Origin of the sequence: Amycolatopsis sp. (genome assembly GCF_025464955.1) — a bacterium.
In the GTDB taxonomy this organism is placed as follows: Bacteria; Actinomycetota; Actinomycetes; order Mycobacteriales; family Pseudonocardiaceae; genus Amycolatopsis.
The window spans coordinates 28,224-53,611 of sequence record NZ_JAODNM010000037.1 but is presented as its reverse complement, the minus strand read 5'-3'; the positions used below and the strand labels follow the sequence as shown (position 1 = coordinate 53,611).

The following is a 25,388-nucleotide window of genomic DNA, read 5'->3' as shown; positions in this document are numbered from 1 at the left end:
CCCGGTTGGACCAAGCCTGGTCCGACCGAGCCTGGTTGGACCAGGCTTGGTTCGAGAGTCTGCCGGAACCGGTCGAAACCGGCCTCCCGGCCGACTTGCCGAGTCCTGCTGGCCCTGCACAGCGTTGTCGCCACCTGGCACCCCGCCGCGCCGGCCGCACTGTTCCCAGCGCGGCCGCCCCGGCGGGATTCCCGGCGTTGTTCCTGGTCCAGCCCCTGTCGACACGGGGACCGCACCGGAAACCTGCCGGACACCTGCCACGGTTGTCCTGCTCACCGACCTCGACTTGAACGAGGTTGACGTCCTGGTAACCGACGTTAGCTCGCAGTAGCGACCATATCAAACATTTGTTCGAACGACACGCCGTGGTCGCTCGATTTTGTCGGTGCGGGGTGGTAGACATTCGCACGGGCGTTCGATAGAACGCTTGTTCGACCCGGCGGCGGGTGGAGAGCGGTGGGGCGAGAGCCCGGCCAGGCCCTTCGGGACCGGCCGCCGGAGCAAAGGTAGCGCGAAGTGGTGCAGGGACTGCGAGGAGGTCCGTGATGTCGGTTCTACTTGATGGCAGGTCGGGTACGCGAAGGGTCGCCGCCGGGCCGGCAATGGCCGCCGGGCCCGAAGCGCCCGCGCGGCAGGCGCCGCCCCGGCCGCTGAGGCCGGTCCGGCCCGGCGGCCGGAGCCGCCGGGCGCTCGGTGAGACCCGGCGGCCGCCCACCAGGGCGAGGGTCATCGCCGGGCACCGCGCGCCGTCGGTCGCCCCGTGCGGCCCGCGTCGGGTGTCGCTGCACTGGCCGTGGCTGGTCGGGCTGGCGCTCGCGTCGGCGATGGCTGTCACCGGTTTGGGTCTACTTGCGGGTGCCATGTCGCCCACCGACGTGCCCTCTCAGACCGCAACGGTGTCGGTGACCCCGGGTGAGACCCTGTCGGAGCTGGCCGCTCGGTTCGCGCCGGAAAGCGATCCTGGCGCGGTTGTCGCCCGGATCAAAGCGCTCAATGGCCTGGATGACGCCACTCTGGTGCCCGGACTGCCGCTCTCGGTCCCGGTCGGACCCGGTGGCGCGGCCGTTCCCGACGCGGGTTGAGCACGCTTCTCGTTCGCTCGCATGCCGACCGTGTTCACCCGGTTGTGGAGGTTGCGCCCGACCCGGACGCGTTCTAGGGTCCACCGCTATATGTGGTAGTTACATGGCTGTAGTTGGTCCACAAGTAGGGGTAGACTCGACCTAGTTGTCCACAGCTGGTCGGTGTTCACCCACCGGATATCCACATGTCGATCACCAGGTCCGCACCGCGCGTGGCGGTGCGCTGGTGGGCGTCAGGTGGCTGTCCTCGGGAACGACCGGCACGGAGGGGAAGGTGATCGGCGGATGAGGTGCCCGTTCTGCCGGCATGCGGACTCTCGGGTCGTAGATTCCCGAGAGGTGGATGAGGGTCAAGCGATCCGCCGGAGGCGTTCGTGCGCCGAATGCGGTCGCCGGTTCACCACTTCGGAGACGATGGTGCTCGCCGTCGTCAAGCGTTCCGGGGTCACCGAACAGTTCAGCAGGGACAAAGTCGTTCGGGGAGTGCGCCGGGCGTGTCAGGGCAGGCCGGTCGATGACGACGCGTTGCAGCAGCTCGCGCAGCGCGTGGAGGAGTCGATCCGCTCGGCCGGACTGGCGGAGATCCCGAGCCACGAGGTCGGCTTGGCGATTCTCGGCCCGCTCAGGGAACTCGACGGGGTCGCCTACCTCCGGTTCGCCAGTGTGTACCGCTCCTTTTCCTCGGTCGAGGACTTCGAAAAGGAGATCTCGGACCTACGAGAGGCCATGGCCGGTCCGGATGAGAGCGAAAAGCGCGCCGTCGACGATTGAGGTCGCCGCTGCCGCGCGGGAGTGAGGGAAACCCATGACAGAGACCGTGGGAGCCGACGCGCGGGCGGCCAACGAACCGGGCAAGAAGAAGTCCCGACGCGGGCCGGTCATGCGGCGCGTGTTCACCACCGAGGGCGTCCACCCCTACGACGAGGTGACCTGGGAACAGCGTGACGTCGTGATGACCAACTGGCGCGACGGCACGGTGAACTTCGAGCAGCGCGGGGTCGAATTTCCCGACTCCTGGTCCGTCAATGCCACCAACATCGTCACCAGCAAGTACTTCCGCGGCGCGGTGGGTACGCCCCAGCGTGAGCGCGGGTTGCGGCAGCTCATCGACCGCGTCGTCAAGACCTATGTAGCCGCGGGTGTCGAGCACGGCTACTTCGAGTCCGCCGCCGACGCGGAGATCTTCGACCACGAGCTCACCTGGATGTTGCTGCACCAGGTGTTCAGCTTCAACTCCCCGGTGTGGTTCAACGTCGGCACGAAGTCGAAGCAGCAGGTCTCGGCCTGTTTCATCCTGGCCGTCGATGACACCATGGAGTCGATCCTCAACTGGTACCGCGAGGAGGGCCTGATCTTCAAGGGCGGCTCCGGCGCGGGCCTGAACCTGTCGCGGATCCGTTCGTCACGCGAGCTGCTGTCCTCCGGCGGAACGGCGTCCGGCCCGGTGTCGTTCATGCGCGGCGCGGACGCCTCGGCCGGCACGATCAAGTCCGGCGGCGCGACCCGCCGCGCGGCGAAGATGGTCGTGCTCGACGTCGACCACCCCGACATCGAGGAGTTCGTCCAGACGAAGGCCCGCGAAGAGGCCAAGATCAAAGTCCTGCGCGACGCCGGGTTCGACATGGACCTCAGCGGCGCGGACATCACCTCGGTGCAGTACCAGAACGCGAACAACTCGGTCCGCGTCTCGGACGAGTTCATGCGCGCCGTCGAAGCCGGGGACAAGTTCGGCCTGCGGGCCCGGATGACCGGCGAAGTCCTCGACACCGTTGATGCGAAGACTCTCTTCCGTTCGATCTCCACCGCCGCGTGGGAATGCGCGGATCCCGGAATCCAGTACGACGGCACGATCAACGACTGGCACACCTGCCCGGAATCCGGCCGCATCACCGCGTCCAACCCGTGCAGTGAATACCTTCATCTGGATAATTCCAGTTGCAACCTCGCGTCCTTGAACCTGCTGAAGTTCGTCACCGATGAAGGAACGTTCGACGCGCCGTTGTTCGCCAAGGCCGTCGAATTCGTGATCACCGCAATGGATATTTCGATCTGCTTCGCGGATTTCCCCACGGAAGCGATCGGGGACACCACGCGGAAGTTCCGTCAGCTCGGAATCGGCTACGCCAACCTCGGTGCGCTACTCATGGCGCTCGGTCACGCCTATGACTCCGAAGGCGGCCGCGCGCTTGCCGCGGCAATCACCTCCCTGATGACCGGCGTTTCCTACCGTCGCTCAGCCGAACTTGCCGGCGTGGTGGGCGCCTACGACGGGTACGCCCGCAATGCCGAGGCGCACCAGCGAATCATGCGCAAACACGCCGCCGCCAATGATGTCGTCCGCACCCATCACGCGAATGATGCCGCCGTCCGGACTTTGGCTACCGAGGAATGGAAACGCAACCTCGAAATCGGTGCGGTGAACGGCTGGCGCAATTCGCAGGCGAGTGTACTCGCGCCGACTGGCACCATAGGTTTCATGATGGATTGCGACACCACGGGAATCGAACCGGATTTCTCGCTGGTGAAGTTCAAGAAGCTGGTCGGCGGCGGTTCGATGCAGATCGTCAACCAGACCGTGCCGCGGGCGCTGACCGCGCTCGGGTACCAGCCCGAGCAGGTCGAAGCGATTGTCGAATTCATCGCCGAGCACGGGCATGTGGTGGACGCGCCTGGTTTGCGCTCGGAGCACTACGAGGTGTTCGACTGCGCGGTCGGCGCGCGGTCGATCGCGCCGATGGGGCACGTGCGGATGATGGCCGCGGTTCAGCCGTTCCTGTCCGGCGCGATCTCCAAGACGGTCAACATGCCGGAGTCGGCCACCGTGGAGGAAGTCGAGGAGATCTACTTCCAGGGCTGGAAGTACGGCCTCAAGGCGCTCGCGATCTACCGTGACAACTGCAAGGTCGGCCAGCCGCTGTCGACGGTCAAGAAGGAGACCGAAGAAGCGGCGGTTGTCGAGTATCGGCCCGTTCGCAAGCGTCTGCCGAAGAAACGGCCCAGCCAAACGGTTTCGTTCACCGTCGGTGGTGCGGAGGGGTATCTGCACGCCGGTTCGTACCCGGACGACGGGCTCGGCGAGATCTTCATCAAGCTCGGCAAGCAGGGGTCGACCCTGGCCGGCGTGATGGACGCGTTCTCGATGTCGATCTCGGTGGGCCTGCAGTACGGGATCCCGTTGGAGTTCTACATTTCCAAGTTCTCCAACCTGCGGTTCGAGCCGGCGGGGATGACCGACGACCCGGACATCCGCATCGCGACGAGCGTGCTGGACTACCTCTTCCGCAGGCTCGCGCTGGACTTCTTACCCGTCGAAAAGCGTGCGCAACTCGGCATCTTCACTGCCGACGAGCGGACCGCGCAAGTCGAGGCGGACTATGGGACTCAGGCGGTTTCCCCTGGTGACAGCGTTGACCTCGAGGCGCTGCGGACCGGTGTGGACGCTACAAACCCGTCTCCGCCCGAAGACCGCCAGGAGGCGCACAGCACCGCCGAGCTGGTGGAGTTGCAGATGGGCAAAGCCGCCGACGCACCCCTGTGCCTGACTTGTGGCACCAAGATGCGTCCGGCTGGTTCCTGCTACGCGTGCGAAGGCTGTGGAGCGACTTCCGGCTGTAGCTGATCGTTCTTGGGCAGGGGGCGCGATCGTGCCCTCTGCCCAGGAATCGGTTCCTTCGTCTCAGGCTTCGTGGTGCCGCTGGTAGTAGCGGCTGACGCGGGCCCGGTTACCGCACGAGGGTTTGCACCATTCCTGACGTGGATGTTGCTTCACGAAGTACCGCACGCATCGCGGCGCGGGGCAGGCTCTCAGGCGTTCGCGGTCGTCGCCGGTCAGGAAACCGATGGTCGCGCGGGCCAGCTCGGCGAGCAGTCTGGTCGTGGTGTCGGCGTCGGTCCCGTCGTGATCCAGCCACGGGTCGGCGTTGTCGGGCCAGTTCAGCTGCGGTGCCCTGAACACGGCTGCCGATGCGGTGTTCAGCTGGTCTCGGGCGACGGCCGGATCGAGGAGGCGGGCAGCATCCGCACTGCTCGGCGGACCGGGTCGAACAGCTCGGGCGAACAGGGAGCGGACAGCGCGTCGTAGCGCGACGACCTGCTCGCGGGCCTCGGTCGTCGGGTCGACGTTGGCGTTGACCTCGAGCAGGTCGGCTTGTTTGTCCAGCCAGGCCCTGAAGGCGTCGTCGGTGTCGAGGTCGTCGGCGACGCCGCCGTGGCCATCGTGCCGGATCGTGCTGGCCAGTTCCAGCGCCAGGTGTCGGTACGTCACGCGCTCATCCTAATGGACATTGTGCTTGACGCCATGTGGCTGGCCTCGCTAGTTTCGGCTAATGATCCAGGCTGCAAAGTCCGTTAGAGAGCTGCTTCGTCGGGTGCCTTCACTCGCCGGCCCTTTTGCCGCGTTCGATCCGACCGACGTTCCCGAAGACCCGGTGGACCTGTTCGTCGAGTGGCTGACGGGCGCTGTCAATGCCGGGATCAAGGAACCGCACGCGATGACGTTGTCCACTGTGGACCCCCAGGGGCGGCCGTCGGCACGGGTGCTGATCTTGAAGAACGTCGGCGACGACGGCTGGCAGTTCGCTTCCGGCGCCTCAGGTCGCAAAGGCAAGGAACTGGCCGACACGCCATGGGCCGCACTGACGTTTTACTGGCCCGCGCTCGGCCGGCAGGTACGCGTCCGCGGTGCGGTCGCTCCGGTCAGCGAGGCTGAGAGCGCGCGGGACTTCCTGAGCCGATCGGTCAGTGCCCGCGCAGCCGCGCTGATCGCGAAGCAGAGCGAGCGCATGGTGAACCGGAACGAGCTCGACCTCGCGCTGGTGCGGACGGCCGACCAAGTCGAGGCCGAGCCAGGACTGGTTTCCCCCGACTGGACGCTGTATGCCGTGGACGCCGACGAAGTCGAGTTCTGGCAAGGGGACGAACAACGGCGGCACATCCGGTTGAGCTATCGCCGTGCCGACGCGGCATGGACGCGAGGTCTGCTGTGGCCGTGAGCCAGCTCGACGACGTGCATGCCGGCCATGCACGACTGGGTGTCATCCTCGACGATCTTGACGACGTCGGGGCGCGGCAGGCTTCGGCGTTGCCAGGTTGGACTCGGGGTCACGTTCTCACGCATCTCGCGGAACACGCGCGAGCGCTTACCCGCCAGGTCGAGTTCGCGATCGAGGGGAGACTTGTCGACTTCTACGACGGCGGCGCGGCCGGTCGGAACGCCGTGATCGAAGCGGGCTCCGGCCGTCCCGCTGCCGAGTTGCGGGCTGACGTCGTGAGCCTCAGTGCAGCATTGGAAAGTGCCTGGGCGCGGGTGCGCCCTGACGGGTGGGCGAGCCCGGTCCGGTATCGGAACGGCACGGTGCTCGACACGGTGTCCAGCCGGTGGCGCGAGGTCGAAATCCACACCGCCGACCTGCTTCTCGGGTATACGTCCGCGGACTGGGCGCCGGAGTTCTGCGACTATCTGGTGGAATTCACCGCTCCGCGGGTGCCCGAAGGTGTCGAAGTCCAAGGGGCGTTGACCGACATCGCCGCCTGGATGGCCGGCCGCGAAACCATTGGCATGCTCACGGTGGCCGGCGGTGTTGGCGCCCTTCCGGAACTCGGGGCCTGGCCTTAGGACTCGTGAGCGTTCCGGCCGTTCAAACGGCCGGAACGCTCACGAGTCCGTCGACCCTCGGCTCAGCTCGCGGTGAGCTTCTCCCAGAGGAACTCGAACACGAGCGCCCATTTGAACGCGAGCTGCTCGTTGTCGGCCGCCGCACCGTGGCCGCCCTCGATGTTCTCGTAGTAGCGGACGTCGTGCCCCTGCTCGACCATCCTGGCCATCATCTTGCGGGCGTGTGCCGGGTGCACCCGGTCGTCCCTGGTCGAGGTGACGAACAGGGTCGGCGGGTAATCCCGTCCACTGTGGACGTTCTGGTACGGCGAGTACTCACCGATGTACGCCCACTGCTCCGGCTCGTCCGGGTCGCCGTACTCGGCCATCCACGATGCCCCCGCCAGCAGTTTGTGGTACCGCTTCATGTCCAGCAGCGGGACCTGGCTGACGATGGCGCCGAACAGCGCGGGGTACCGGGTGAGCATCACGCCCATCAGCAGGCCGCCGTTGCTGCCACCTTGGATGCCGAGCCGTGCCGGCGTGGTGATGCCGCGCTCGACCAGGTCCGCGGCCACTGCGCTGAAGTCCTCGTACACCTTGTACCGCTTGGCTTTGATGACCTGCGTGTGCCACTGCGGCCCGTACTCGCCGCCGCCGCGGATGTTGGCCATGACGTAGGTGCCGCCCCTGGCCAGCCAGCTGCGGCCGGTGACCCCGCTGTAGCCCGGGGTCATCGAGACCTCGAAGCCGCCGTAGCCGGTCAGCAGGGTCGGGCCCGCTTCGCTGCCTGACGGCGTCACGACGAAGTACGGAATCCGTGTGCCGTCCGCGGACGTCGCGAAATGCTGCTCGACGGACATTCCGTCGGCGTCGAAGAACGCCGGCGCCTGTTTGAGCACTTCGGTCGTGCCCCCGACCTCGCCGCAGGTCAAGGTGGCCGGCTCGGTGTACCCGCTGGTGTTCAGCAGGTATTCGTCGCTGACGTCCGGGTCGGTGTCCAGGATCTCCGCCGCCCCCAGCGCTGTCCCGCCGGGCAAGGGCTCGCTTCGCCACCCGTTGGACGGCGTCAACGCGTGCAGTTCGGTCTTGACGTCCGACAGCGTGGCCAGCAGCAGGTGGTTGCGCGTCCAGGTGTAGTACTCGAGAGACGTGTGCTCGTCGGGTTCGAAGATCATCGTGAACTCGCGGCCGTCCTCGAGGAACGCGTCGAGCTTCATCGCGAGCAGTGCGCCACTGGGGTATTCGGCGCCGCCGATCTGCCAAGGTGACTTCACACGGACCAGGAGCCACTCACGATGGATCGACGTGTTCGCGTCGTCCGGGACGTCGAGGCGCACAAGCCCGGCGGCGGTGCGCAGGTAGCGCTCCGAACGGTAGAAGTCGAGACTCCGGGTGACGAAGTCGCGCTCGAAACCCTCGGTCGGGTCGTGCGATCCGCGGACCGACACGTCCTCCGGCTTGCCCTCGAAGACCGTGACGGCTTCCTCGATCGGAGTACCTCGGCGCCATTCCTTCACGATGCGCGGGTAGCCGGAGTCGGTCAGCGAGCCTTCGCCGAAGTCCGTCCCGACGTACACGCGGTCGACGTCGATCCAGCCGATGTTGCTCTTGGCTTCGGGGAGCTCGAACCCCCCTTCGACGAATCGCCGTTCGTCGAGGTCGAACTCGCGGACGACGGTCGCGTCGGCGCCGCCGCGGGACAGCTCGACCAGCGCGAACCGGTAACCCGGACGGAGGACCGCGGCGCCCTGCCACACCCAGTTCTCGTCTTCGGCTGCGGCGAGCGCGTCGACGTCGAGCAGGAGTTCCCAAGCCGGCTCGTCGTTGCGGTAGTCCTCCGGAGTCGTTCGGCGCCAAAGTCCACGAGGGTGGGTGGCGTCCTGCCAGAAGTTGTACACGTACTCACCGCGCCGACGGACGTACGGAATGCGGTCGTCGGCGTCGAGCACCTCGCGGATGTCGTCACGCAGAGCCGCGAACCGTTCGGTGCCGGTCAGCTCGGCTGCGCTTTCGTCGTTGCGGGCGCGCACCCAGTCGAGCGACCGCTCGCCGGTCACGTCTTCCAGCCACAGATACGGGTCCTCTTCGGTCATGTCCGTAGTCTTCCCCGTCCGGCCACCCGCGTGCTACCGGATCGGCGGTTTCCGGCGCCGCGCGCGGCGTACCCCTTTCGTGATCTTTCGCGATTCAGCCTGGCCGTATGCTGATTCGAGCGCCGGTCGGGGGACCAGGACGCTTCAGTACCAGCGGGGGAGCCATGACGGATTTCGAAGACGAGGCCGGGCGCTCGGGGGAGCTGCCCGCGGCCGAATCGCCCATGCCTGTCTCCGCTCTCGACGCGGAGCGCTCGGTGTGGGCGACTCCCGCCTACGCCGTCCAGGACATGTCCCGCCCGATGCCGACGGCGGCAAAGGTGCTCATCAGCGTGGTGGTCGCCATGCTGGTGCTCGTGGTGGCCGGCGCCGCGAGCGGCGGGATCCAGCAGACCGTCGCCGGTCAGGCGGCCGTCACCCCGGCGGATTCGACGTCCGACGCGCAGGGGCAGCCGCCCAGCCCCAGGCCCGCGTCCCGCGTGCACGCGCTCGCCACGAACCCGCTGCTGGCGAAAGGCGTCGCCCTCACCCCGGTGACCTGCGAGTTGCCGCGCATCGGCCGCGCGCCGGCGGAGCTCACCGCGTTCTACCAGGCGGAGATGAAATGTCTCGACGAGGCGTGGAACCCGGCGCTGACCGGGGTGCACGAGCCGACGTTCTCGTCGTTGCTGGCGGTGAGCGTCCCGGCGCACAGCGCGTGCGGGAAAGCCCCCGACAGCAAGGAAGCGCTGGCCTACTACTGCGCCGGCGACCTCACCATCTACGCGCCGTCGGACTGGATGCTCGCCGCGGTCGGCCTGAACAAGGCGTCGCACCTGGCGACCATCGCCCATGAGTACGGCCACCACGTGCAGAACGAAAGCGGCATCCTGGACGCCGCCGAGGAGGACACGTCGTCGCCGGGCGGGGCCGGCCCGGCGGACCTCGAGATCAGCAGGCGGATCGAGCTGCAGGCTAACTGCTTCGGCGCGTTGTTCATCGCCGACGCCGAGGGCCGGGGCGCGATCTCGACGTCGCTGGCGAACGCCACGATCGCTGACTACGGCAACACCGACGACAGCGACACCCACGGCAGCCGCAAGCACCAGCTCGGCTGGGCGAAGACCGGCTTCGCGGGCAAGACCCCGGCTTCGTGCAACACGTGGTCGGCGTCGCCGGACGAGGTCAGCTGAGACTGCTCGGAGTCCAGCCGGGTGAACGGCCGAGCACACCGAGAAAGCGGTCCAACGCGGACGCGTTCTCGACAACCGGCACGACGACGTCGAATGTTCCCCGTTCGCGGCGCCCGGCCGGGTCGGCGGGGATCTGCTGCGCGCCCCAGAGCGCTGCCGCCACGACGTCCTCGTCCTGCTCGTAAGGCAGACCCAGCGACTTCGCGATGTCCCAGCCGTGGGCGACCGTGTCGATCAGGTGCATCCCGACCGCGACGATCCCGGGGAACGTGCCGAACTCTCGGAGGGTGACCTGGCGTTCGAGCATGTCCTCGGCGAACGCGTCGAGCACGGTGGTGACCGACTCGGCGTAGGAGCGGTACGGGTCGTGGCCGATCGAACCGCTGTGCCAATCCGTCGCGGCGCCTTCGCGCACGGCGACCGCGAAGCCGCGGTTCTCGCTGATCTGGTGTTGGAGGAGGTCGCTCAGCGTCCAACCGGCACAAGGGGTCGGCCGGTGCAGGTCGGCCGGGGTCACCGTGCCGACGAGCTTGTCGACGACGGCGAGGGCGCGGCCGTCCAGTTCTCGGATGTCCATGTCCATGACGGTAAGGGCAGGATCGGTCCACCTGAAGAGCCAAACACCGCCCAACTCTGATGGGCCAATTAAGCTCGGCGCGGTGGACGTGCACATCGAGTTCTCCGGCGGCCGGGGCCACCGCGACGAGATCTACCGGCAACTCCGGGCGGCGATTCTCGACGGCCGGATCCGCGAAGGCGAGTCGTTGCCGCCGACCAGGGAGCTCGCGCGGCGGCTGGCGATCTCCCGCACCACGGTCAGCGCGGCGTACGACCGGCTGACTGCCGAAGGCTTCCTGGCCGCGAAGGTCGGTTCCGGCACATTCGTGCGCGTCGGCGCTGGGCGCCATCTGACGCCGCCGCCGGGCGAGCCGGTCGCGAGTCTCCGTGGCACCGCGGTGTGGGACGACGTGCCCAGGGCGCCGAGAGGCTTCGCGCCTTCGCCGGAGTTCGACTTCCGCGCCGGGGTCCCCGATGTCAGCCGGTTCCCGTTCGCCGCCTGGCGGCGGCTCGTTGCCGCGCAGGTACGGATCTCGAACGCCGACCTGATGACTTACGCCGATCCCGGCGGCCACCCTGCCCTGCGCGAGGCGATCGCGCGCCACGTGGGGGTCTCGCGCGATGTCCGGGCGGCACCCGCGGACGTCCTCGTCACCAGCGGCGCGCAGCAGGCATTGGACCTGGTCGCGCGTGTGCTGCTGAAGCCGGGTGACGTAGCCGCGGTCGAAGACCCCGGATACCCGCCGCCGCGGCTGCTCTTGCACACTCTCGGCGTTCGGACGGCAGCCGTCCCCGTGGACTCGGAAGGGCTCGTTGTCGACGCTCTTCCGGACGACTGCCGCGTCGTCTACGTGACGCCGTCGCACCAGTACCCGCTCGGCGTGTCGATGTCGCTCGCCCGACGGCTCGAGCTGCTCGCGTGGGCCGAGCGTCATGACGCCGCCATCGTGGAGGACGACTACGACACCGAGTTCCGCTACACCGGACGTCCACTGGAACCCTTGTACAGCCTCGATACCGGACGTCGTGTGCTCTACGTCGGCTCGTTCTCCAAGGTGCTTTCCCCGGCTCTCCGGCTCGGTTTCCTGGTGGCACCACCATCTTTGCGCGACGTGCTGACGAAGGCGAAGTACCTCACCGACTGGCATTCGGCCGCGCCGGCGCAAGCGGTGCTCGCGGAGTTCATCGACGAAGGCGGGTTCGCCGCGCACATTCGCCGTATGCGGCGGGAGTACCAGACGCGACACGACCTCGTCGCGGCCATCCTCAAGCGCGACTTCGCCGGGATGCTGGACGTGATCCCGTCCTCGGTGGGCCTTCACCTGAGCGCGTTCGGCCACGGTGACAGTGCGGCTGTCCGGCGGGCCGCCCGGCAGGCTGGGGTGACGCTGTACTCGCTCGGTGACTTCGCCGTGGAAAAGCGCACGACGGCCGGGTTCGTGTTCGGCTACGGTGCGATCGCGGCAGACCGGATCGAGGCCGGACTGTGCCGGCTGCGCGAGGTCATGGCAGACAAGGGTGGGGATTGAGGACGGGGTTGAGGATGGGGACTGCGGGGGTTCGCACCGCCTTGCCGGTGGAGTTCGCGCGGCTCCGGGAGGTCGAGCTGGCGTCGGACATGATGTTCGCGGACATGGTGTTCCCGCCGGGCAGCGTCCTCGACGGGATCGACGCGACGCACACGGTGCTCGCCGCCGGCAGTCCGCCGATCGGGTTCATCGTGATCGGCTCGCTCGGGCCTGATCTGCACGTCCACCAGCTCTCTGTGGACCCTGCGCACGGCCGTCGCGGGGTCGGCTCGGTATTGCTGGAAGCCGCCGTCGCCGAGGCTGTCGTGCCGGTCACCCTGACCACCTTCGCCCACGTCCCGTGGAACGAGCCTTGGTACCTGGCGCGAGGCTTCGAACGGTTCGATTCGGGCGGTTGGTCACCTGAACTCAGGGAGCTGGTGGCCGGCGAACGGGCTGCGGGGCTAGACGATCTTGGACCGCGCGTCGTGCTGCGCAGGCCTGCTCAGAGCGTCGATCAGGGCGTCCGGAGGTACCCGGACGACCGACGTGCCGGATTCGCGACTTTCGCACTCGGCGCCTAGGCCATAACCTGGTGTGAGCCAGCTCACCGAACCGGGAGGTCGCGATGCGCATTTCCGATTTGCTGCGGAGCAAGGGTACGGCGGTGGCCACTGTCGAACCGGACACCACGGTCACCGACTTGTTGCGCGGACTAGCCGAGAACAACGTGGGGGCCATGGTCGTCGTCGGCCCCGACGGGATCGCCGGCATCGTCTCCGAACGAGACGTCGTCCGCCGCTTGAACGATTTCGGCCCGGACCTCTTGACCAGGCCCGTGTCGGACATCATGACCAGAATGGTCGCCAGCTGTACCCCCGAGGACTCCGTCGACCACCTCAGCGTGCTGATGACCGAGCGGCGCATCCGCCACGTCCCCGTGGTCGTCGCCGGGAAACTCGCGGGCATCGTCAGCATCGGTGACGTCGTGAAGAGCCGTATGCAGGAGCTCGAAAAGACCCAGGAACACCTCGAGGCCTACATCGCCCAAGGCTGACCGACGCGGGCACTTTTCTCCATTTGTGCCCTGGTTGACGTCTCAAGCAGGGCACTTTTGTACACAAGTGCCCTGCTTGCGGACGCTAGGTTCAGCCGGCGATGCCTGCCTTGTAGGCGAAGGCGACCGCCTGTGCGCGGTCACGCAAGCCTGCCTTGGCGAACAGGTGGTTGACGTGGGTTTTCACGGTCGCCTCGCTGACCACGAGGGTGCGGGCGATCTCGGTGTTGGACATCCCCGTCGCGATGAGGCGCAGCACCTCGACCTCGCGTGCGGTGAGTCCCTCGACCTCTTCGCTGCGGACAGGCGCGGCCCTGGTTGCCGCGGCAACCAGCCGCTGCTGCAGTTCGGCGTCCACTGTGGACTGGCCGTCGGCGGCGGACCGCAGTGCCCTGGCGATGGCTTCGGCGTCGGCGTCCTTGGTGAGGAACCCCCGGGCACCCGCCCGCAGCGCGGCCAGTAGCGAGTCGTCGTCGGTGTAGGTCGTCAGGACGACGACCTCGGTTTCGGGGTACTGGGCGCGGACCTTCGCGGTGGCTTCGACGCCGTCGCACCGCGGCATCCGCAGATCGACCAGCAGCACGTCCGGGCGGTGTTCGGCGACCAACTCGACCGCTTCGAGGCCATCCGAAGCCGCGCCGACGACTTCGACCCCGGGCAACAGGCCCAGAAGCGTCACCAGTCCTTCGCGCACCACGGCCTGATCATCGGCCAGCACCACCCGCAGCGTCCCCGCTACGCCGGCACTGTCAGGTGTACTCGCCATCCGTCCTCCACCGGCCCACTGTCCAGTTCGCCCGAGAGCAGTTCGACCCGCTCGCGCATCCCCCGCAAACCGTAGCCTGCGGCCACCGGTTCCGGCGGTCGCCTGCCCTGCTTGTCCTGGACCGTCACCTCGACGTGGTCCTGGCCGAACATCAGGGTGACGCGGACTTCGGCCGACTGCGCGTACTTGCGGGTGTTCGACAGCGACTCCTGCACCGCCCGCACCACGGTGGTCCCGGCGGCCGCGGCGAGCTCGCGCGGCTCGCCTTCCACGGTCAGCTCGGCGGTCGCGCCGGTGTCCATGCGGTAGCCGGTGACGAGGTCGGCCACGGCCTTCGTCACCGGGACCAGGTCGTCGCGCAGCGCAGCGACCGCGCTTCGGGCTTCGCTGAGGCCGTCGGCGGCGAGCTTCTGGGCCCGCTCGATCTGGGCGACTGCGTCGGGGCTCGCGCCGTCGCGCACCAGCATCAGCCGCGCTCCCTGCAGGTTCAGTGCCAGACCGGCGAGTGAATGGGCGAGTACGTCGTGGAGTTCACGGGCGATCCTGGTCCGTTCGGCCAAGGCCGCCGCGCGGGCGTGTTCCTCGGTCGCCGTTTGGGCCCGCGCCAGCGCGAGCTCGGCCTGTTCCAGCCGCGCTGCCCTCGATTCGCGGTTGAGCCCGAGCAACACGAGCACGACGAGGACGGCGTAAAGCAGCGACGAGTCCCGCCAGTTGTCGATCCGATAAAGGATGTTCACGGTGATGGCGGCCGCGGTGATGGCGACCAGGAAGGCGCTTTGGGCGCGCGACAGCGTGCGGACACCGTAGAAAGTGGTGCTGAACATGGCCACCGTCGACCACCCGATCGGGGCGACGATCCAGATCGTGCCGGTGCAGGCGACCACCAGCCACATCGCGACCGGGAGCATCCAGGGGTGCGTCCGGGGAAGCCGCAGCAGCGGGATCGAAGCGATCAGCGCGAGCACGATCAGCGGCCACAGCCACGGCTTCGACGGGGGGATGACGGTGAAGACGGGAATTGCCACCAGGCCCCAGCGAACCCAGTCGAGCGGGGTGAGGATCGCGGCCTCTGGCCGGCCGCCGTGCGCCGTCATGGCGTTCAGCATGCGCCTTACCTGGCCCGGCGGCCCACCCGAACCTTCCATGTCTTCCATGCTGACCGTTTTCGGGCGCCGGGGCATCAGTGCGGAGGTGGAGATCGCCTCGACCCCAGGGTGGACGCGGCCGGGCAAGATAGCGCATCCCACCGACGGGAAGCGCGTGTTCTGGTCCGGTCGGGACGAGTTGTTCCTCGTCTTGCGGAGTTGTCCACAGATCGTCTCCGGCGCCCCCATCGAGTCCCGGCCGGCCGCAAGGTGGGTGAGTGACCTCATCCCAGACAGCCGGTGCGACCGGCAACGGCGGCCAGACCCGGATCAACCTCAGGGACCCGGGCCAACTGCTCGCCGCCATCCCGTATGTCGTCGGCTTCCGGCCGGCCGACTCCGTCCTGCTCATCGGGCACCGCCCGCCCCGGGGCACTCTCATCGGACTCGTCGTCCGGGGCGATTTGCCCCCGTCCGACCTGCGGGCCCCGCAGGCCGAGAACCTGGTGACCACCCTGGTCACCAGCGGCGCCATGGCTGCCACGATCGTCGTGGTCGGCGGCGGGCCGAAGCAGGCTCACGAGGAGTTCGTCACGATCGTGGCGGAGTTGCTCAGGGACGTCGGCGTGCCGCCGATGCACGCGATGTGGGTGTCCGAGATCAGCTCAGGTGCCCCGTGGGAGTGCTATTTCGAGCAGGACTGCGGAGGAGTGCTGCCGGCGGTGGACAGCACTGTCGCGGCGGCGACCATGGCGAGCAAGGGCGCTGTCACGTTCGACAGCCGCGAAGCCATGGAGAAGTTGCTTGAGCCCGTCGGCGAAGCGGCGCTCAGGCGGCGTGCGCGGCTGCTGAAAGCCGCGCCCGGCCCGGACTCGTCGGCTGATTCGGTTCGCCGCCACCGTCGCGTTGTCCAGCAGGCACTCGTCAAGCTCGCGGCGTCCGGTGCTCACCTGACCGATGACGAAGTCGTCGGACTCGGGCAAGCGCTGGCCGTCACCCGCGTTCGGGACGCCTGCCTCGCCGCCGCTGTTCCGCCGGGGACAGGCGTGGCCAGACAAGCCGAGCGGTTGTGGCTCACACTCGTCCGTGAGCTGCCCGCACCCGAGCGGGCTGAGGCAGCCGCTTTGCTCGGCTACACGGCCTACGCTCGCGGCGATGGGGCTTTCGCCGGAATGGCCTTGGCCAACGCGCTGCGAGCCGACCCGAAACACGTGCTCGCCCAACTGCTGCAGGCCGCGCTGGGCAGCGGTATCGAGCCGTCGCGATTGGCGGACCTTGGCCGGAACGAAGGGGTGGAAAGCCTCCGGTTCACCGGTGACGTCAGCCCTGGGCGGTCAGCCGATGCTGCGTGAACTCCCACGCGTCGGAGACGATCCCGGTCAGCTCGGCGTGCTCCGGCTTCCAGCCGAGCACCTCACGGGCCCGGTCGCTGGCGGCCACCAGTACCGCCGGGTCACCCGCGCGCCGCGGCGCGGCCGCGGCGGGGATGGGGTGCCCGGTGACGGCGCGGCAGGCGTCGATCACCTGGCGGACCGAGAACCCGGTGCCGTTGCCGAGGTTGAAGATCTGGTGCTCGCCGGCCTTGGCGTGCCGCAGCGCCAGCAGGTGCGCGTCGGAGAGGTCCGAAACGTGGACGTAGTCGCGGATCGCGGTGCCGTCCTCGGTGGGGTAGTCCTCGCCGTAGATGTTGATCTGCTCCCTGGCACCGGTCACCACACCCAGCACGAGCGGGATGAGGTGGGTCTCGGTGGCATGCCGCTCGCCGTAGGTGCCGTAGGCGCCCGCGACGTTGAAGTACCGCAGGCTGACCGCGGCGAGTCCGTGCGCCCGCGCGTAACTCGTGATCGCGTGGTCGATGGCCAGCTTCGTCGCGCCGTAGGTGTTGGTCGGGCTCGTCGGGGCGGATTCCGGGATGGGGGACACCTCGGGCTCGCCATAGGTCGCCGCGGTCGAGGAGAAGACCAGCCGGGGCGTGCCGTGGCTGCGCATCGCGTCGAGCAGCTTCAGCGAGGTGACCACGTTGCCGTGCCAGTATTTGGCCGGATCCTGCATGGACTCGCCGACCAGGGATTTCGCCGCGAAGTGCAGCACGCCGTCGAAGCCTTCACCCAGCAGAGCCTCGGCTCCCTCTGCCGCGTCTTCCTGGATGAACCGGGCGCCCGGGTGGACGGCGTCCGCGTGCCCGGTGGACAGGTCGTCGATGACCGTGACTTCGTGACCGGCCTCGACGAGGCGGGCCGCACAGACGCTGCCCACGTAACCGGCGCCGCCCGTGACGATCAGTTTCAGGGGCTTGTTCTGCTCGTCGGTCACGTTCGGGCCTTTCTCGTCAGCTGTTTCGCCAAGGAAGCGGTATCCGGGTCCAGTCTTCCCTCACCTGGACGTGCGACCGGCCCGGGGGGTGGTTCGCCCCCGGGCCGGCACCGTCGTCTTTCACCGCTGCGTCTTTCAGAGCTTGTCGCGCCCCGCGCCGCGCGAAGGCACTGCCGAGAACACGCGCGGGCGGCGCAGGCCGCCGCGCTCGAACGCCAGGCTGACGGACTCCTCGACCCGAGCCGCGTCGCCCGCACGGACCAGGGCGATCGCCGAACCGCCGAAACCGCCGCCGGTCATCCGGGCGCCGAGGGCGCCGGCCTCACGCGCGGCGTCGACGGCGAGGTCGAGCTCGACCGAGGACACGCGGTAGTCATCGCGCAGGCTTTCGTGCGAGGCGTCGAGCAGCGGCCCGATCTCGGCCAGCCGGTCGGCGTGCAGGAGTTCGACCGTGTCGAGGACCCGCTGGTTCTCCGTCACGACGTGCCGGACCAGGGGGCCCAGCTCGTCGGGCAGGGTCTTCAGCACCGAGGGCAGATCGGCGAGCTCGACATCGCGCAACGCCTTGACGTCGAGAAGTTCGGCGGCGTGTTCGGTACCCCGCCGGCGCTCGCCGTAGCCGCCTTCGGCGTGGGAGTGTTTGGCGCGGGTATCGATCACCAGTACCCGCATCCCGGCGGCGGCCGCGTCGAAGGGCACGTGCTCCATCTCGCCGGACCGCACGTCCAGGAACAGCACGTTCGACTCGGTGCAGCACAGGGACGCGGTCTGGTCGAGCAGGCCGGTCGGCGCGCCGACGAAGTCGTTCTCCGAACGCTGCACCCAGCGGGCGATCTCGGGCCTGGTCGGGGTGCCGGGCGCGTCGCCGTCGAGCTCGATGCCGGAAAGGCCGAGCAGCGCCAGCGCCACGGCGCACTCCAGCGCGTGCGAGGAGGACAGGCCCGCGCCGGAGGGAACGTCACCGGCGATCACCACGTCGGCACCCCGGTCGAAACCGTGGTCCCGCATGACCCAGGCGACACCGGCGGGGTAAGCGGCCCAGCCCTCGATGTCGGACGGGCTCAGGTCGGCGATCCGCAGGTTCCCGGAGTACTGGAACTTGCCGTCCGAGCCGAGGGTGGCCACGTTCAGCACCTGGTCGGACCGCCGGGTCGCGGCGGCGGCCAGTCGGTGTGGCAGCGCGAACGGCAGGACGTAACCGTCGTTGTAGTCGGTGTGCTCACCGATCAGGTTGACCCGGCCCGGCGCGGACCACACACCCGAGGGCGCGCTGGAGTGCACGGTCGCGAAGGCGGCCGCGGCTTCTGCGGCGGGGCTCACCGAGCTTGCGCCAGCACCGCGTGCAGCACAGACGTCGCGACGTGCATGCTTGAGCTGTCTCCGGTCACCTCGATGGTGGAGCCGCCACCACTGGACTTCGCCACGCTCACCGTGCGGCCGGGAAGCAGCCCGACAGCCTTGAGCTCGGTCATGACGGCTTCGTCGAGCTGGATGTGCTCGGCGATCCGCCGGATTTCGACCTTGCCGCCGCCCGCGCGGGAGAACTCGTCCAACCGGACGAGGTCGGCTTCGGCGGGGGGCGCCGGCTTGCCGCCCTCGCCGAGTTTGTCCAGGCCGGGGATCGGGTTGCCGTACGGCGAGGTGGTGGGGTGGTCGAGCAGCTTGACGAGCTTGCGCTCGACGGCCTCGCTCATCACGTGTTCCCAACGGCAGGCCTCGGTGTGCACGTGCTCCCATTCGAGCCCGATCACGTCCACCAGCAGCCGCTCGGCGAGCCGGTGCTTGCGCATGACCGCGATGGCCAGCTCGCGGCCGTGGTCGGTGAGCTGAAGGTGCCTGTCATCGGCGACGACGACGAGGCCGTCGCGCTCCATCCTGGCAACCGTCTGGCTCACCGTGGGACCGCTCTGCTGCAGTCGCTCCGCGATCCGCGCGCGCAGTGGGACGACACCCTCTTCTTCGAGCTCGTAGATGGTACGCAAGTACATCTCTGTGGTGTCGATGAGATCGTTCACATTGTCCCCTTCATCCGCGTCACCCATCGTAGTCGCTGGGCCCGACAGCGACGCCCGTGCGATGGTCTAACAAGCTCGAACCTGCAAAAAGTCCTCTCCACCTGGGTGGACAGCGGGCGGCGGGGTCGGCGGGGCAGGATGGCCGCATGCGCCCCTTGACGACGCCGGCCGAACTGGCCGCCCAAGCGGAGGATTCCGCCCCGACCCTGCTGGACCTCCGGTGGCGGCTCGCCGGGCCGCCCGGGATCGAGTCCTACCTCGCCGGGCACCTGCCCGGCGCTGTTTTCGTCGACCTCGACGAGGCACTCGCCGGTGAACCCGGTGAAGGCGGCCGTCATCCGTTGCCTGAGCCTGCCACGCTTCAGCGGTATCTGCGGGCTTCCGGTGTCCGGGCGGGTCACCCGGTCGTGGTTTATGACGACGGTGACGGCTCGGTCGCCGCCCGTGGCTGGTGGCTGCTGCGCTGGGCCGGCCACGCAGAGGTGTCCGTGCTCGACGGCGGTTTCGCGGCCTGGGTCGGCGAGGGACGCCCTGTGACGACCGAGGTTCCAGCGGCCGTGCCGGGGGACATCGAGGTGCGTCCGGGCGGGATGCCCGTGCTCGACGCTGTTGAGGCGGCTGACCTCGCACGAGACGGCGTCCTGCTCGACGCCAGGGCGTTTCCGCGCTACGCCGGCGAGGTCGAGCCGATCGACCCGCGCGCCGGGCACATCCCGGGCGCGATCAACGCGCCCTTCGCCGAACACCTCGGGGAAAACGGGCGGTGGAAGCAGCCGTCGGAGCTGGCGGCGCGCTTCGCCGACTTGGGCGTCTCCGGCGACCCGGTGGGCGCGTACTGCGGGTCCGGGGTCACCGCGAGTTCGGTGGTCCTCGCCCTCGAGGTCTCCGGGCGGTCCGAACCCGCCGCGCTTTACACCGGTTCTTGGTCGCACTGGTCTCGCGACCCCGAGCGGCCCGTCGCCACCGGCGGCGAGCCCGGCTGAGACAACACCGCTGGGACAACACCGCTGGGACAACAACGCTGGGACACGCGCCGGCCGGGCGCGGGGATTACAGTCGGGGCCATGCTGGAACCGGCCGTCGTCTGGGACTCCTCGCTGCTGGGCTACGACCTGGGCAGTGAACATCCCTTCAACCCGGTCAGGCTCGCACTGACCATCCGGTTGGCCACCGAGCTCGGCGTGCTCGACGGCGTCCCGCTGCTCGTGCCCGACACCGCGGGCGACTCCGAGCTGCGCCGAGTGCACGTGCAGGAGTACCTCGACGCCGTCAAAGAGGCGCCGATGGCGAGCTGGGACGTCGGCCACGGGCTGGGCACTTCCGACAACCCGGTGTTCAGCGACATGCACCAGGCGTCGGCGCTGGTAGTCGGCTCGACGCTGCTCGCGGCGCGCAAGATCGCCGACGGCGAGGTCACCCGCGCGGTCAACATCGCCGGCGGGCTGCACCACGCGATGCCCGACCACGCGTCCGGGTTCTGCGTGTACAACGACTGCGCGGTGGCGATCTCCTGGCTGCTCGACCACGGGTTCGACCGGATCGCCTACGTCGACACCGATGTCCACCACGGTGACGGTGTCCAGAAGGTGTTCTACGACGACCCGCGGGTGCTGACCGTCTCGCTGCACCAGCATCCGTTCACGTTGTGGCCGGGCACCGGGTATTCGGCCGAGATCGGCGAGGGCGGGGCGGAAGGCACCGCGGTCAACATCCCCTTGCCGCCGAAGACGTCGGACTCCGGCTGGCTGCGCGCGTTCCACGCCGTGGTGCCGTCGCTGCTCGCCGAGTTCCGGCCGCAGATCCTGCTCACCCAGTGCGGCGTCGATTCGCACGTCGAGGACCCGCTCGCCGACCTCTCACTGACCGTCGACGGTCATCGGACGATCTACCAGACGCTTCGGGAGCTGGCCGATCGCTACGCGGAAGGCCGGTGGCTGGCCGTCGGCGGTGGAGGCTACCAGCTGATCCGCGTGGTCCCGCGGTCGTGGACGCATCTGATCGCCACCGTGCTGAACCGGGATGTCGCGCCGGAGACCCTGATGCCGCCCGGCTGGCTCGAAACCGTGCACAAGGCCGCGCCCAGCGCGAGTGTGCCCGCGGCGCTGGCCGACGGCGACGACACCACGTTCAAGCCCTGGGGTGACGGCGAGGACGACCCGGTCGACATCGCGATCCGGGACACCCGTCGCGCGGTCTTCCCGCTGTACGGCCTCGACCCGGACGATCCGAGGGATTGACCGTGAGCGAGCCCGGCGCACCAGACGTACCCCACAAGACCGACAAGCCCGACCCGTACGACTACCCGCGCCGCTGGGAAGCGGACGTCGTGCTGTCCGACGGCGGCACCGTGCACCTGCGGCCGGTGGTGCCCGAGGACGCCGACGGACTGGTGGGTCTGCACGGCAGGTTGTCCGACCGCAGCCGCTACTTCCGGTATTTCGGTGCCTACCCCCGGATACCACCGCGGGACCTGATCCGGTTCTCCACCGTCGACCACCACGACCGCGTCGCCTTCGTCGCGCTGCTCGGGGACGACATCGTCGCGGTCGGGAGGTACGAACGCCTCGACGACGGCCCGTCCGCGGAGGTGGCGTTCGTGGTCGACGACGCGCACCAGGGCCGCGGGCTGGGTTCGATTCTGCTGGAGCACCTCGCCGCGGCGGCCTCTGAGCGCGGGCTGGGCAGGTTCGTCGCCGAGGTGCTCGCGGAGAACTCGCCGATGGTGCGTGTGTTCCGCGACGCGGGTTACCAGGTCAGCCGCGAGATCGAGGAAGGCGTGCTGCACCTCGAATTCGACATCGACCCGACCGAGGAGTCCCTCGCCGTGGCGCGGTCGCGCGAGCAGGCCGCCGAAGCACGCAGCGTGCACAACCTCCTGCATCCGACTTCGGTCGCGGTGATCGGCGCGTCGACGGATCCGGCGAAGGTCGGTTATGTCGTGCTGACCAACCTGCTGGCGGCCGACTTCGCCGGCACGGTCTACCCGGTCAACCCCGAGCACCGCTCGGTCCGCGGGGTACGCGCCTACGCGTCCGTCCTGGACATCCCCGATCCGGTGGACCTCGCTGTCGTCGCCGTGCCCGCGGACGTCGTCGAGTCCGTTTTGGACGGTGCGCTTGCCAAGGGGGTCAAGACGTTGCTGATCCTGTCCGGTGGTTTCGGCGAAGCGGGCCCGCTCGGGCTGCACGCCGAGCTTCGGCTGGTCGGCGAGGCGAGGGCGCACGGGATGCGGGTGGTCGGGCCGAACGCGCTCGGCGTGCTCAACACCGATCCCGCGATCCGGCTCAACGCCACTCTCGCGCCGCGCCTCCCGGCACGCGGGCGGACCGGGTTCTTCTGCCAGTCGGGTGCGCTCGGCACGGCGATCCTCGCCGACGCCGAGGCCAGGGGACTGGGCATGTCGACCTTCGTCTCGGCGGGCAACCGGGCCGACGTCTCGGGCAACGACCTGCTGCAGTACTGGGAAACCGACCCCAACACCGACCTCGTGCTGCTCTACCTCGAATCGTTCGGCAACCCGCGCAAGTTCGCCCGGCTCGCCCGGCGGCTCGCACGGACGAAACCGGTGGTGGTGGTGAAGTCCGGCCGGCACGCCGTCCGCCCGCAGTTGGCCGCGACCTCGACCGAGATCGACGAACCGAGTGTGCAGGCTCTGTTCGAGCAGACGGGCGTGGTCCGGGTCGAGTCGCTGGCGCAGCTGTTCGACACCGCGCTCGTGTTCGCCCACCAGCCGCTGCCGGCGGGACCGCGGGTGGGCATCGTCGGCAACTCCAGCGCGATCGGCCTGCTCGCCGCCGACGCGGCCCGTGACCAGGGGCTTCGGGTCGCCGTCGACCCCGTCGACGTCGGGCCGCAGGCTGGGCCCGACGAGTTCGCGGCCGCCGTGCGGGAAGCCTTGAACTCGCCGGAGGTCGACGCGTTGGTGGTCGTTTTCGTGCCACCGCTGGCCATTCCCGGGACGACGTACGCGCGGGCGCTGCGGGAAGCGGTCGTGGAGCTGGACAAGAACAAGCCGATCGTGTCGACTTTCCTGGCGGCCGAAGGTGTTCCGGCGGAGCTCGCGGTGTTGTCCGAGGACGGCTCGCCGACCCGCGGTTCCATCCCGTCTTACCCGAGCCCGGAGCGCGCGGTGTACGCGCTGGCGAAGGTCGTCCGGTATGCGGCGTGGCGCCAGCGGCCGCAGGGCTCGTTGCGGCGTCCCGGCGGGATCCACGTCGAGCAGGCGCAGGAGATCGTGCGGGAGCTGCTGGCGGACAGTGAGAGCTCGGGGCACGTCGTCCTGTCCGACGAGGATTCGGTGCGGCTGCTCGGTTGTTACGGCGTCGGTGTGGTGCCGTTCCGGGTCGTCTCCTCCGCGGACGACGCCGTGTCGGCCGCCGAAGTGCTTGGTTACCCGGTGACGTTGAAGGCGGTCGACGAGCGGCTGCGCGGCAGGCCGGACCTGGCCGGGGTCCGGCTGGACCTCACCTCCGAGGACGCCGTCCGCACCAGCTATCGAGATCTCTGCGAGGTCTCCGGCGAGGACGACCTCTACGTCCAGCAGATGGCGCCGAAGGGTCTGTCCTGCGTGATCGGGCTCCAGGACGACCCGTCGTTCGGCACCTTGGTCTCGTTCGGGCTGTCCGGGCTGATCAGCACGCTGCTGGGCGACCGGGCGTACCGCGCGCTCCCGCTGACCGACGTCGACGCGGCCACGCTCCTCCGCGAGCCGCGTACCGCGCCGCTGCTGACCGGCTACCGCGGTGACGAACCGGTCGATCTCGGGGCGTTGCAGGACATGGTGCAGCGGGTGGCCGCGCTCGCCGAGGACAACCCCGAGGTGCGGTCACTGGCGCTGGACCCGATCCTCGCTTCGCCGTCCGGCGCGTTCGTCGCGAACGCGCGTGTCGTCCTCGGTCCGACTCCGTCGCGACCCGACAGCGGCCCGCGCCGCCTCCGCCCCATCCCCGAACCCGGCTGACCTGCTCGCACTTTTGTGCTTTTGCGGGGTCTCTCAGTTTCTAAGAGACCGCAACTCGACGGCGAGTTGCGACGCTTGGGCAGGCTCAGCATCAGGGGGCATGGCGTTGGAGTTCGCCGAGGGTACGTAGCTGGGCGGTCGCGCCACCGAGGGCGAACTCGAGCCGCCCGGCCGCCGCGAAGTACCGGTGCAGCGGATGCTCGACGTCGATGCCGACGCCGCCATGGATGTGCACGGCCGTGTGTGAGACGCGGTGTCCGGCCTCGGCCGCCCAGAACTTCGCGCATGCCGTCTCTTCGCCGGCAGGGTGGCCTTCCGCGAGTCTCCAGGCAGCCTGCCACAGGGTGAGCCGGACGGCTTCGACGTCGATGTAGGCGTCGGCGAGCCGCTGCCGGACGGCCTGGAACGCGCCGATCGGATGGCCGAACTGTTCACGTTCTCGCGCGTACTCAGCCGTCAGCTCCAACGCGCGTTCGAGCACACCGAGCTGTTGCGCGCACAGCCCCACCGTGCCCCTCAGGCGCAGCCATTCGTCGACACCTGGTCCGCCGAGCATGGACGACGTCTCGACGCCGTCGAACTCCACCAGTGCCGCGTCGGCGTGGTCCACGGCTTGTTGCGTCGACACCGTGACGCCGGTCTGCTCACGGTCGATCAGGAACACCGCGACGCCATCCTCCGTCGACGCGGGGATGAGGAACGCTCCCGCGAACGCACCGGACAGGACCGCGGTTTGGGCGCCCGAAATCCGCCAGCCGGTATCGGAGCGTTCGGCCGCGAACCCGCATGGCGCGCCCGCGTCGGCCAGCGCCGCGGTGAGCACGAGTTCCCCGCGCACGGCAGGCACGGCCCATCGCTCGACCTGGTCAGGCGTGCCGAACTCGGCGACCGCGGCGGCCGCCATCGTGACGCACGGCAGGTAGGGGACCGGGGCCACCGCGCGGCCGACCTCGATCAGCACCGAGCATTGCTCCAGCAGCCCGAACCCGCCACCGCCGACCGACGCGGGCAGCGCGGCGTCGACGATCCCCGCCTTCGCCAGCCCCGACCACAGATCGGCGTCGAATCCGCCCTCCCCGCACGGACCCAACGACTCGGGCGTGACGCGGTCACTCAGGATCCGGCGGGTCAGTTCGGCCAGATCGTGCTGCGCTTCGGTCAACGAGAAGTCCACAACCAACTC

General features: G+C 68.9%; 22 protein-coding genes. 13 read left to right on the top strand and 9 right to left on the bottom strand.

The features are described from left to right. Positions 1–545: 545 nt before the first annotated feature. The 3 genes from JWQ81_RS07505 to JWQ81_RS07495 all read left to right on the top strand — a co-directional run bounded on the left by JWQ81_RS07505 (position 546) and on the right by JWQ81_RS07495 (position 4,701). The gene (locus tag JWQ81_RS07505; protein ID WP_297538971.1) at positions 546–1,082 is read left to right on the top strand and encodes a LysM peptidoglycan-binding domain-containing protein; all 537 of its coding nucleotides are present in this window, start codon (positions 546–548) and stop codon (positions 1,080–1,082) included. A gap of 285 nt (positions 1,083–1,367) precedes the next feature. Further along, the gene (gene nrdR / locus JWQ81_RS07500) at positions 1,368–1,853 is read left to right on the top strand and encodes a transcriptional regulator NrdR (RefSeq protein ID WP_297538969.1); all 486 of its coding nucleotides are present in this window, start codon (positions 1,368–1,370) and stop codon (positions 1,851–1,853) included. Positions 1,854–1,887: 34 nt separating this feature from the next. Further along, a complete protein-coding gene (locus JWQ81_RS07495) occupies positions 1,888–4,701 on the top strand; it encodes a vitamin B12-dependent ribonucleotide reductase (RefSeq protein WP_297538967.1) in 2,814 nt (937 codons plus the stop codon). 57 nt (positions 4,702–4,758) lie between these two features. On the opposite strand, the gene JWQ81_RS07490 is transcribed toward JWQ81_RS07495, so the two are convergent. Further along, the gene (locus tag JWQ81_RS07490) at positions 4,759–5,346 is read right to left on the bottom strand and encodes an ABATE domain-containing protein (RefSeq protein ID WP_297538965.1); all 588 of its coding nucleotides are present in this window, start codon (positions 5,344–5,346) and stop codon (positions 4,759–4,761) included. Positions 5,347–5,407: 61 nt separating this feature from the next. On the opposite strand from JWQ81_RS07490, the gene JWQ81_RS07485 reads away from it, so the two are divergent. Further along, complete coding sequence (locus JWQ81_RS07485) at positions 5,408–6,073, top strand: pyridoxal 5'-phosphate synthase (RefSeq protein WP_297538963.1); 666 nt, start codon at positions 5,408–5,410, stop codon at positions 6,071–6,073. Next, entirely contained in the window at positions 6,070–6,696 is a 627-nt protein-coding gene (locus JWQ81_RS07480) for a maleylpyruvate isomerase family mycothiol-dependent enzyme (protein ID WP_297538961.1), read from the top strand. The genes JWQ81_RS07485 and JWQ81_RS07480 overlap by 4 nt, the downstream gene beginning before the upstream one ends. Before the next feature lie 62 nt (positions 6,697–6,758). Here JWQ81_RS07480 and JWQ81_RS07475 read toward each other — a convergent pair whose 3' ends face one another. Next, the gene (locus JWQ81_RS07475) at positions 6,759–8,771 is read right to left on the bottom strand and encodes a prolyl oligopeptidase family serine peptidase (RefSeq protein ID WP_297538959.1); all 2,013 of its coding nucleotides are present in this window, start codon (positions 8,769–8,771) and stop codon (positions 6,759–6,761) included. Positions 8,772–8,935: 164 nt separating this feature from the next. Here JWQ81_RS07475 and JWQ81_RS07470 point away from each other — a divergent pair, with 164 nt between their 5' ends. Next, positions 8,936–9,943, top strand: a complete 1,008-nt coding sequence (locus JWQ81_RS07470) for a neutral zinc metallopeptidase (protein ID WP_297538958.1) — start codon at positions 8,936–8,938, stop codon at positions 9,941–9,943. On the opposite strand, the gene JWQ81_RS07465 is transcribed toward JWQ81_RS07470, so the two are convergent. Continuing rightward, positions 9,936–10,520 carry a TIGR03086 family metal-binding protein gene (locus JWQ81_RS07465; protein WP_297538956.1) on the bottom strand — a complete coding sequence of 195 codons (585 nt, stop codon included), beginning with the start codon at positions 10,518–10,520 and terminating at the stop codon, positions 9,936–9,938. The genes JWQ81_RS07470 and JWQ81_RS07465 overlap by 8 nt on opposite strands. A gap of 82 nt (positions 10,521–10,602) precedes the next feature. Here JWQ81_RS07465 and JWQ81_RS07460 point away from each other — a divergent pair, with 82 nt between their 5' ends. Genes JWQ81_RS07460 through JWQ81_RS07450 form a run of 3 tightly spaced genes read left to right on the top strand, consistent with a single transcriptional unit; the run spans position 10,603 to position 13,066 of the window. After that, positions 10,603–12,030 (top strand): PLP-dependent aminotransferase family protein, encoded by a 1,428-nt coding sequence (locus JWQ81_RS07460; protein ID WP_297538954.1) that lies wholly within the window; start codon positions 10,603–10,605, stop codon positions 12,028–12,030. Between the two features lie 14 nt (positions 12,031–12,044). After that, on the top strand, positions 12,045–12,593 hold the full coding sequence (locus tag JWQ81_RS07455; protein WP_297538952.1) for a GNAT family N-acetyltransferase: 549 nt from the start codon (positions 12,045–12,047) through the stop codon (positions 12,591–12,593). Positions 12,594–12,637: 44 nt separating this feature from the next. Next, on the top strand, positions 12,638–13,066 hold the full coding sequence (locus JWQ81_RS07450; RefSeq protein ID WP_297538950.1) for a CBS domain-containing protein: 429 nt from the start codon (positions 12,638–12,640) through the stop codon (positions 13,064–13,066). Between the two features lie 91 nt (positions 13,067–13,157). Here the strand turns inward: JWQ81_RS07450 and JWQ81_RS07445 are convergent, their stop codons facing one another. Further along, positions 13,158–13,832 (bottom strand): response regulator transcription factor, encoded by a 675-nt coding sequence (locus JWQ81_RS07445; RefSeq protein WP_297538948.1) that lies wholly within the window; start codon positions 13,830–13,832, stop codon positions 13,158–13,160. Next, entirely contained in the window at positions 13,802–14,938 is a 1,137-nt protein-coding gene (locus JWQ81_RS07440; RefSeq protein ID WP_297538946.1) for a sensor histidine kinase, read from the bottom strand. The genes JWQ81_RS07445 and JWQ81_RS07440 overlap by 31 nt, the downstream gene beginning before the upstream one ends. Positions 14,939–15,195: 257 nt before the next feature. Between JWQ81_RS07440 and JWQ81_RS07435 the strand changes: the two genes are divergently transcribed. After that, a complete protein-coding gene (locus tag JWQ81_RS07435; RefSeq protein WP_297538944.1) occupies positions 15,196–16,269 on the top strand; it encodes a DUF4192 domain-containing protein in 1,074 nt (357 codons plus the stop codon). Here the strand turns inward: JWQ81_RS07435 and galE are convergent. The 3 genes from galE to JWQ81_RS07420 form a co-directional block, all read right to left on the bottom strand. After that, the gene (galE, locus tag JWQ81_RS07430) at positions 16,238–17,230 is read right to left on the bottom strand and encodes a UDP-glucose 4-epimerase GalE (protein WP_297538942.1); all 993 of its coding nucleotides are present in this window, start codon (positions 17,228–17,230) and stop codon (positions 16,238–16,240) included. The two genes, JWQ81_RS07435 and galE, sit on opposite strands and share 32 nt — an antisense overlap. A gap of 135 nt (positions 17,231–17,365) precedes the next feature. Further along, complete coding sequence (gene galK, locus JWQ81_RS07425; protein ID WP_297538940.1) at positions 17,366–18,550, bottom strand: galactokinase; 1,185 nt, start codon at positions 18,548–18,550, stop codon at positions 17,366–17,368. Then, positions 18,547–19,272, bottom strand: a complete 726-nt coding sequence (locus JWQ81_RS07420; protein ID WP_297538938.1) for a metal-dependent transcriptional regulator — start codon at positions 19,270–19,272, stop codon at positions 18,547–18,549. Before JWQ81_RS07420 ends, galK begins: the two co-directional genes overlap by 4 nt. Positions 19,273–19,391: 119 nt before the next feature. On the opposite strand from JWQ81_RS07420, the gene JWQ81_RS07415 reads away from it, so the two are divergent. The 3 genes from JWQ81_RS07415 (at position 19,392) to JWQ81_RS07405 (ending at position 24,205) form a co-directional block, all read left to right on the top strand. Next, positions 19,392–20,228 carry a sulfurtransferase gene (locus JWQ81_RS07415; protein ID WP_297538935.1) on the top strand — a complete coding sequence of 279 codons (837 nt, stop codon included), beginning with the start codon at positions 19,392–19,394 and terminating at the stop codon, positions 20,226–20,228. 81 nt (positions 20,229–20,309) lie between these two features. After that, a complete protein-coding gene (locus tag JWQ81_RS07410; RefSeq protein ID WP_297538933.1) occupies positions 20,310–21,482 on the top strand; it encodes an acetoin utilization protein AcuC in 1,173 nt (390 codons plus the stop codon). Between the two features lie 2 nt (positions 21,483–21,484). Then, positions 21,485–24,205: a bifunctional GNAT family N-acetyltransferase/acetate--CoA ligase family protein gene (locus JWQ81_RS07405; RefSeq protein WP_297538931.1), complete on the top strand. Its 2,721-nt coding sequence runs from the start codon at positions 21,485–21,487 to the stop codon at positions 24,203–24,205. Between the two features lie 91 nt (positions 24,206–24,296). Here JWQ81_RS07405 and JWQ81_RS07400 read toward each other — a convergent pair whose 3' ends face one another. Beyond that, positions 24,297–25,379 carry an acyl-CoA dehydrogenase family protein gene (locus JWQ81_RS07400; protein ID WP_297538929.1) on the bottom strand — a complete coding sequence of 361 codons (1,083 nt, stop codon included), beginning with the start codon at positions 25,377–25,379 and terminating at the stop codon, positions 24,297–24,299. Positions 25,380–25,388: the final 9 nt, after the last annotated feature.

Bases quoted from the DNA above. Each gene is read 5' to 3' on its own strand.
- JWQ81_RS07505 (WP_297538971.1), top strand. From the start codon at position 546: ATGTCGGTTCTACTTGATGGCAGGTCGGGTACGCGAAGGGTCGCCGCC.
- nrdR (WP_297538969.1), top strand. From the start codon at position 1,368: ATGAGGTGCCCGTTCTGCCGGCATGCGGACTCTCGGGTCGTAGATTCC.
- JWQ81_RS07495 (WP_297538967.1), top strand. From the start codon at position 1,888: ATGACAGAGACCGTGGGAGCCGACGCGCGGGCGGCCAACGAACCGGGC.
- JWQ81_RS07485 (WP_297538963.1), top strand. From the start codon at position 5,408: ATGATCCAGGCTGCAAAGTCCGTTAGAGAGCTGCTTCGTCGGGTGCCT.
- JWQ81_RS07475 (WP_297538959.1), bottom strand. From the start codon at position 8,771: ATGACCGAAGAGGACCCGTATCTGTGGCTGGAAGACGTGACCGGCGAG.
- JWQ81_RS07470 (WP_297538958.1), top strand. From the start codon at position 8,936: ATGACGGATTTCGAAGACGAGGCCGGGCGCTCGGGGGAGCTGCCCGCG.
- JWQ81_RS07465 (WP_297538956.1), bottom strand. From the start codon at position 10,520: ATGGACATCCGAGAACTGGACGGCCGCGCCCTCGCCGTCGTCGACAAG.
- JWQ81_RS07455 (WP_297538952.1), top strand. From the start codon at position 12,045: ATGGGGACTGCGGGGGTTCGCACCGCCTTGCCGGTGGAGTTCGCGCGG.
- JWQ81_RS07450 (WP_297538950.1), top strand. From the start codon at position 12,638: ATGCGCATTTCCGATTTGCTGCGGAGCAAGGGTACGGCGGTGGCCACT.
- JWQ81_RS07445 (WP_297538948.1), bottom strand. From the start codon at position 13,832: ATGGCGAGTACACCTGACAGTGCCGGCGTAGCGGGGACGCTGCGGGTG.
- JWQ81_RS07440 (WP_297538946.1), bottom strand. From the start codon at position 14,938: ATGCTGAACGCCATGACGGCGCACGGCGGCCGGCCAGAGGCCGCGATC.
- JWQ81_RS07420 (WP_297538938.1), bottom strand. From the start codon at position 19,272: ATGGGTGACGCGGATGAAGGGGACAATGTGAACGATCTCATCGACACC.
- JWQ81_RS07415 (WP_297538935.1), top strand. From the start codon at position 19,392: ATGCGCCCCTTGACGACGCCGGCCGAACTGGCCGCCCAAGCGGAGGAT.
- JWQ81_RS07410 (WP_297538933.1), top strand. From the start codon at position 20,310: ATGCTGGAACCGGCCGTCGTCTGGGACTCCTCGCTGCTGGGCTACGAC.